General features: G+C 72.7%; 2 protein-coding genes. Both read right to left on the bottom strand.

Annotation, left to right across the window (positions count from 1 at the left end):
• Window positions 1–882: S8 family serine peptidase (locus Ato02nite_RS50955; RefSeq protein ID WP_498371299.1), on the bottom strand; the 882-nt coding region annotated here is incomplete at its 3' end.
• A gap of 17 nt (window positions 883–899) precedes the next feature.
• Window positions 900–1,221 (bottom strand): hypothetical protein (locus Ato02nite_RS50950; protein ID WP_213013968.1); only part of this gene is annotated, 322 nt, incomplete at its 5' end.

Here is a 1,221-nt window from a genome sequence, read left to right as displayed (position 1 = left end):
CATGCGTTTCGGGCAGTTGGGGTCGGTCTGCCAGGACGGCTTCGGCATGTACGCCGAGCAGCCCGAGCCGGTCAGCGACCACACCGACTCCGACCAAGTGCCGCTCGCGTTCCTGGTCAGTGTGGTGCCGCCGACCGAGGTGACGTGACCGGACGCGGCCGGGAACGACACCGAGTAGCCGATGTCGCCGGCGCTGACCACGATCGGATGCCCGGGGTGGATGTAGTGCGACTCGAACTCGGTCTGGCCGGCGAACTCGACGCCGGTGCCGTAGCTGTTGGAGACGGCGTCCGCCCCGAGGGCCACGGCCGTGTCTACCGCCGCGCCCAGGTCGTCGAAACCGTTGGTGGTGGCCTGCACCACCAGGATCTTGCAGGCGGGGCAGGCGGCCGAGACCATGTCCACGTCGAGCGACTGCTCCAGCGCCCAGCCGGGATCCGGTGCGGGCAGCGGCGTGGTGGCGCCGTCCTGGTTGACGATGCGCAGGCAACCGCTCGCCACGGTGCAGGCCGGCAGCCCGTACGTGCTGCGGTAGACGGCCAGGTCGGCCTCCAGGTTGGGGTTCCGGTAGGCGTCCACGATGGCGACGGTCCGGCCGCTGCCGCCGGACGGGATGCCGTAGGCCGAGACCAGGTCGGCCGGCGCGAGCCCGGCCGGCGCGGCGAGGGTGCCCACCGGGCCGCCGCTGACCACCACCTTGGCGAAGCAGGTGGCCTTGGGCGGCGCGACGGCGGGACACGCGTCCCGCACCACGAACGGCGTCGCTGTCGGCGTCGCGGCCGGTGGCTCGGCGGCGGCCGTCGCGGTCAGGGCGGTCGCCCAGGTCAGCGTCGTGGCGACAGCAGCGGCGCAGAGCGCGAGCAAGGGTGTGCGGCTACGCATCTGTTTTCCCTCCGGAGTCAGGCGGCCACGCGCACGGCGCGGACAACGGTCTGGTCGAACGTCGCGCCCAGCGGGTCGGTGGCGTGCACGCGCAGCGAGAGATAGCCGGCGGCCGGTGTCACGGTCGCCGTGAACCGGCCGTTCCCGGCGGAAGCCGCGGTCACCGGCTTCCAGGTGGCGCCGTCGTCGGCGGACACGTCGAGGGTGAGATGTTCGGAAACCGGTGTCGTGTCGCCGGCCTGGCGTCGCAGCGTCACGGACAGCGGCGTGGCCACGCCCGCCTTGATCGCGTTGGTGGTGTCGGCCGCGACGCCGTATTCGGCGAAGACGAGCGGCAGG

The organism is Paractinoplanes toevensis (assembly GCF_018332695.1).
Classification (GTDB): Bacteria; Actinomycetota; Actinomycetes; order Mycobacteriales; family Micromonosporaceae; genus Actinoplanes; species Actinoplanes toevensis.
Note: the sequence above shows the minus strand (reverse complement) of the source record. Positions and strands in the feature narration are given on the sequence as shown.